We start from the raw sequence: 5,851 nt of genomic DNA on the forward strand, positions 1-5,851 counted from the left end.
GGTTGCCCACGCACTGCATCGCCACAGCCCCCGCCGGGAAGAACCTTTCATTGCTTTGAATATGGCGGCAATCCCCAAGGACCTGATGGAATCGGAGCTGTTCGGCCACGAAAAAGGCGCATTTACCGGCGCGGCCGCGCAACGTCAGGGCCGCTTTGAGCAGGCCAATGGCGGCACTCTGTTTCTGGACGAAATTGGCGATATGCCCGCCGAAACCCAGACCCGTCTGCTTCGAGTACTGGCCGACGGCGAGTTTTACCGGGTAGGCGGCCACACGCCGGTCAAAGTAGATGTTCGCATCATTGCCGCCACGCACCAGAACCTCGAAAACCTGGTTGCCGACGGTCGTTTTCGTGAAGACCTGTTTCACCGACTTAACGTCATCCGCATTCATATTCCCAAGCTGGCCGACCGCCGGGAAGATATTCCCAAGCTGGCCAAGTTCTTTCTGCAAAAAGCCGCTGGCGAACTGGATGTGGATACCAAGATTCTACTGCCGGAAACGGAAGAGTTTTTCTGCGCCCTCGCCTGGCCCGGCAATGTCCGTCAGTTGGAAAACACTTGCCGGTGGATTACCGTCATGGCGTCCGGGCGTGAAGTGCACATTGAAGATCTGCCGCCGGAACTGCTTCACCACAAGGAAGGCAACGCCCCCGCCGACGATTGGGAAAAGGCGCTGCGCCACTGGGCGGATCAGGCTCTGGCGCGCGGACACCACCAACTGTTGAGTGAAGCGGTACCCACTTTTGAACGGGCACTGATCGAAACCGCCCTGAAGTACACCGCAGGTCGGAAACGCGATGCCGCCAATCTTTTGGGATGGGGACGGAACACCCTGACTCGCAAACTGAAAGAGTTGGATATGGCGGGGGGAGATGATAGCGCTGAGCCCTGAAGCAAAGAGAAAGTCATTCTTACTACAATCAACGCCGTCGGGTGATGCATGGCACCCGACGCTTAATTCACTCTTGTTGCTTTGTCATACTTATGTAAACGGTACGCAATAATTGCCTCGGGTCATCGCAAAAAAGTCGTAACGGTTACACCCGGTTTATCCTCACGCAACCATTGCAAGCAGCTCTGCCTGTGCTAAAATCCACTCCCCCTATAAAAACTCACCCAAGCAAACGTCTCCCAAGAAGACGACCAATCGGCACTGGATTCTGCACCCCGACATTATTTACGGAGTGCGATACCGACACTATGATCAAATAGAGTGAGGCGCGACGCACAAACCGGAAAAGCCAACAGAGCTTACGGAAGACGTCAAAAAAAGCGCCCACTGATGAGAGACGAGAGACCGCAATGAGGAATAACCTCATTGTTATCAACCAAAGGAACAGACCGTGCCACACAATGCATTTTACGCGCAGTCCGGCGGCGTCACCGCTGTGATCAATGCGTCGGCTGCCGGTGTTATCGCCGAAGCCAAAGCCCACCCCGACACCATCGGTACGCTTTACGCTGGCCGAGACGGCATCATTGGCGCACTGACCGAAGAGTTGATCGACATCACCGCCGAGTCCGAGAGCGATCTGGCGGCACTGCTGCACACTCCGTCCGGCGCCTTTGGGTCCTGCCGCTACAAGCTCAAGTCGATAGAGGAACATCGCACCCAATACGAGCGCCTGATTGAGGTCTTCCGGGCCCACGATATTCGTTACTTTTTCTACAACGGTGGCGGCGACTCACAGGATACTGCGCACAAAGTCTCACAGTTGTCCGAAAAGATGGGCTTTCCCATCACCTGCATCGGTGTCCCCAAAACGATGGACAACGATCTGCCGATCACCGACTGCTGCCCGGGCTTTGGCTCCGTCGCAAAGTATACGGCAGTTTCCATCCTCGAGGCCTCCTTCGATGTCGCCTCCATGCAACGCACCTCCACCAAGGTGTTCGTCATGGAAGTCATGGGGCGCCACGCGGGCTGGGTTGCCGCCAGCGCCGGGTTGGCGCGGGACGAGCGGGGCATGGGACCGGACATCATTCTGTTCCCGGAAGTGCAGCTGGATGAATCACGCTTTCTGGAGCAGCTCGACCGGGTCGTTGCCGAGCGCGGCTTCTGCATGATCGTCGTGTCCGAGGGCGCGAAGGATGCAGCGGGTGAGTTTCTCTCCAGCTCCGGCAGCACCGACGCTTTTGGTCATGCCCAACTCGGTGGCGTTGCCCCCGTCATTGTGAACAAAATCAAACAGCATGCGGGTTACAAATGCCACTGGGCAGTCTGCGATTATCTGCAGCGGGCCGCCCGCCATATTGCGTCGAAAACCGATGTGGACCAGGCCTATGAACTCGGTCGCGCTGCCGTGCGGTACGCGGTCAACGGGGACAATGCCGTCATGCCAGTGGTGGTTCGTGAAAGCGATCAGCCTTACCGGTGGCACATCGACAAGGCGCCCCTGTCCGAGGTGGCCAACGTCGAGAAATGTCTACCCACCGACTTCATCAGCGACGACGGCTTTCATATTACCGAGAAAGCCCGTCGATACCTGTCGCCCCTCATCGAGGGAGAGGCCTATCCTCCCTATCAGAACGGTCTGCCCGATTATCGGGTACTGAACAAATCCGTGATTCCCAAAAAGTGTGCGGAATTTTACGATCTTTAATTGAATTGATTTTGACAGGGACACCGATGTTCTTCGGCGAAAGGGGTGAGAGCTTTTGGCCGGAGAAGGTGTCTCTGTCAATTCCCGGGGGAGCCCAACCTGCCATCACCGATGGCCAACACGATAGAGACGCACTCCAGTGCGCGTATCAACCAACTGAGAGACGAAAGACATGAACGATATCACCAAGCTGCTGGGTGAAGAGGCGGACAGCCTGCTCACTCACCGTTGTGAAAAAATCACTCAGGAACAGCTGACGCTTCCCGGTGCCGATTACGTCAGCCAGACCTTTTCCCAGACCGATCGCCCGATTCCGGTGCTTCGTGCCTATCAGCAACTGCTCAATCACGGCCGTCTGGCCGGCACGGGCTATCTGTCGATCCTGCCGGTGGACCAGGGGATTGAACACTCGGGGGGCGCTTCCTTCGCGCCCAACCCGCTGTACTTCGACCCCAAGAACATAGTCGAACTGGCCATTGAGGGCGGCTGTAATGCGGTGGCCTCAACCCTGGGGGCGCTGGGGTCCGTTGCCCGCCGGTACGCCCATCGTATTCCGTTCGTGGTCAAGCTGAACCACAACGATGCCCTGGTCTACCCGACCACTTACGATCAGACGCTGTTCGGGCAGGTCAAGCAGGCTTACGACATGGGAGCCGTTGCCATCGGCGCCACCATCTATTTCGGTTCGGAGAATTCCCGCCGTCAGTTGCAGGAAATCAGCGCCGCGTTCGAACAGGCGCACGAGCTTGGCATGATGACCATTCTCTGGACCTACTTGCGCAACGGTGATTTCAAACAGGATGGGGTTGACTACCATACCGCGGCCGACCTGACCGGTCAGGCCAACCACCTGGGCGTAACCATCAAGGCGGATATCATCAAGCAGAAAATGGCAGAGAACAACGGTGGCTTTAATGCGGTGAAGGTCGGGAAAACCCACCCGAAGGTTTACAGTCATTTATCCAGCGACCACCCGATTGATCTGGTCCGCTACCAGGTGGCCAACTGTTACATGGGTCGGATCGGCCTGATCAACTCCGGCGGCGCATCCACCGGTGCCGGTGATCTCGCTCAGGCGGTGCGCACCTCGGTGATCAACAAACGTGCCGGTGGCATGGGATTGATTTCCGGCCGCAAGGCGTTTCAGCGTCCCATGAACGAAGGGGTGGAACTGCTGAATGCGATTCAGGATGTGTACCTGGACAAGCGCATCACGATCGCCTAACCACGACGCACTCATGACATCAACAAAAACGGCAGGTATGTCCTGCCGTTTTTGTTGGCAGGACGGAGCTACCGCTCCGGCTCCCAATCTCCCAGAATGGTATCAATCCGGTATTGTTTCACTTCAGATTCGGATAAATGCCGCCGCCCCTCATGATCGTGAGCGCCGGGCCCTTCACTGCCATACTCAAAGAAACGGGAATCTTCCGGGGTGAACCACATCCTGGTGCCGTCCGGAGCGGTACCACCCATCTTGTCCCAGCCGGACTGCTTGATATGTGCCGCCATGTAGCAGCCCACAAAAACGGCTTTGCCAATCGCGTCCGGATCGGCATAACGGCCGTCATCGAATGTGGTGGTCGGATGCCAGGGTCGACCCAGCGCGGTCGAGTCATCCGGGACGCCTTCCTCCCGGAGCAGCCGACAGTTGAGAAAGGTAAAACCGAACTCTGACTCGATATCCGTGGAGGGCGCGGTCACATAACCGTGTGTGGCGTGCCTGCTCCCGCGTGCGGTGGTCAGAATATCCGAATCAGTGAACAACGCATTACCCGCGCCGAATATGAAGTCCACGTTACCGGCGATGCGCGACTTGTCGAACCAGGCGCGTTTGCCGTTCATGTACAGCGTGTCCTGATGACCGAGCAGCTGAACATCCCGCGCCAGGATGCGATCACTGCCCTTGTCCAGGTGCAGCGCAACGGCCTGGGTTCCGCTCACCCGATCCGGATGGTCCTTGGCCAGCGCATCGTTGGCCACAAATTCGAAGCGGTTCTCGATACTGAGCGAATGGAACTGCACATCGGTGCTGGTCACACTGACCGTATAGCTGCGGAAGGTACCCAGGTTACTACCGTCACCGTCGTCCCGACCGGCGTAGTCATCGTAGTGAATTCGGGTCTGTTCCATGCCTTCACCCAATAGATGGATAAAGGGCTTGTCGATTCTCAGTTTCTCCCGGTATTCTCCTGCGCGAATCAGAATACGATGGGGGGCGTCGCTCGAATCCGGAGCCGCGTCCAACGCGGCCTGCACCGTCGGGTAGACCGGCAGATCGTCAAACGCGCGTTGCTGTTGATCCACAACGGCGTGTAGGTCTCGACGGGCATCACCACAGCCAACCACCACCATCATGGCCAACAACGCAAAGGCGAACGAAACGAGTCTCATAATGAATATCTCAAAGGGGCTATGGAAAGCCGGCCGGGCGAGCGCCGCCCAGCCTGACAGGGAGGGCAATTACTCGCCAAAGTGTTCGCGAACCGTCACCAGTACGCCTTTATCGTAAAACGACGTCAGCCAGCGAGTGGTGGACTCGACAAACACCGGTTCATTGATGAGGTCCGAGCCGAACACTTCCTTGATCGAAACCACCGCTTTGACCATGGCCGCCGGATCACCTTTTGCCGAATCACACGCCGCTCGCAAGGTATCCGCCAACGGATCGGAAACCTCAATGGGCTGCCCCTTCTCATCAACGCCAGAGACATAGCGAATCCAGGCGGCAACCCCCAGGGTAATGATGTCGATATGACCAGCACCCTGAAGCTGATCCCACAAGGTGTGCAGAAGACGTTGAGGCAGCTTCTGTGAGCCGTCCATCGCAATCTGCCAGGTCCGGTGTTTCAGCGATTTGTTGCGAAACCGGTCGCGCAGCTGGCCTTTATAGAATTCAATATCAAACCCCTCCGGTGCACTGACCGTTTCACCGGCTTCCCGGGCATGATAGGTTTCCACCATCTTCACGAAGGCCGGCTCGGCCATTACCTCGCTGACATAATCAAAGCCGGCGAGGTAACCGGAGTACGCCAGAGTTGAATGAGCACCATTGAGCAGGCGCAACTTGATCTTCTCGAAGATTTCCACCTCGTCGACCAATTGCGCGCCCACCTCTTCCCAAGCGGGGCGACCGTTGACGAAGTTATCCTCAATGACCCACTGAGTGAACGGCTCGGTAAAAACCGTTCCCTCATCGCGCAGGCCCAACAACTCCTCCACGTGCTGACGATCGTCGTCGGTGG

The 5,851-nt window shown here is 57.3% G+C and carries 4 protein-coding genes and 1 pseudogene; 3 read left to right on the top strand and 2 right to left on the bottom strand.

Annotated features, from left to right (window positions below):
- The 3 genes from B3520_RS10090 to B3520_RS10100 form a co-directional block, all read left to right on the top strand.
- Positions 1-895: sigma 54-interacting transcriptional regulator (locus tag B3520_RS10090; RefSeq protein WP_286875973.1), on the top strand; the 895-nt coding region annotated here is incomplete at its 5' end.
- A gap of 451 nt (positions 896-1,346) precedes the next feature.
- Positions 1,347-2,606 carry a 6-phosphofructokinase gene (locus B3520_RS10095; RefSeq protein ID WP_286807152.1) on the top strand — a complete coding sequence of 420 codons (1,260 nt, stop codon included), beginning with the start codon at positions 1,347-1,349 and terminating at the stop codon, positions 2,604-2,606.
- A gap of 172 nt (positions 2,607-2,778) precedes the next feature.
- Entirely contained in the window at positions 2,779-3,831 is a 1,053-nt protein-coding gene (locus B3520_RS10100; protein ID WP_286807151.1) for a class I fructose-bisphosphate aldolase, read from the top strand.
- A gap of 68 nt (positions 3,832-3,899) precedes the next feature.
- On the opposite strand, the gene B3520_RS10105 is transcribed toward B3520_RS10100, so the two are convergent.
- The gene (locus B3520_RS10105) at positions 3,900-5,000 is read right to left on the bottom strand and encodes a pectinesterase family protein (RefSeq protein WP_286807150.1); all 1,101 of its coding nucleotides are present in this window, start codon (positions 4,998-5,000) and stop codon (positions 3,900-3,902) included.
- Positions 5,001-5,069: 69 nt separating this feature from the next.
- A pseudogene (locus B3520_RS10110) lies at positions 5,070-5,851 on the bottom strand (mannitol dehydrogenase family protein); the annotation flags it as partial.

It is taken from the genome of Marinimicrobium sp. UBA4509 (genome assembly GCF_002388575.1).
Classification (GTDB): Bacteria; Pseudomonadota; Gammaproteobacteria; order Pseudomonadales; family Cellvibrionaceae; genus Marinimicrobium; species Marinimicrobium koreense.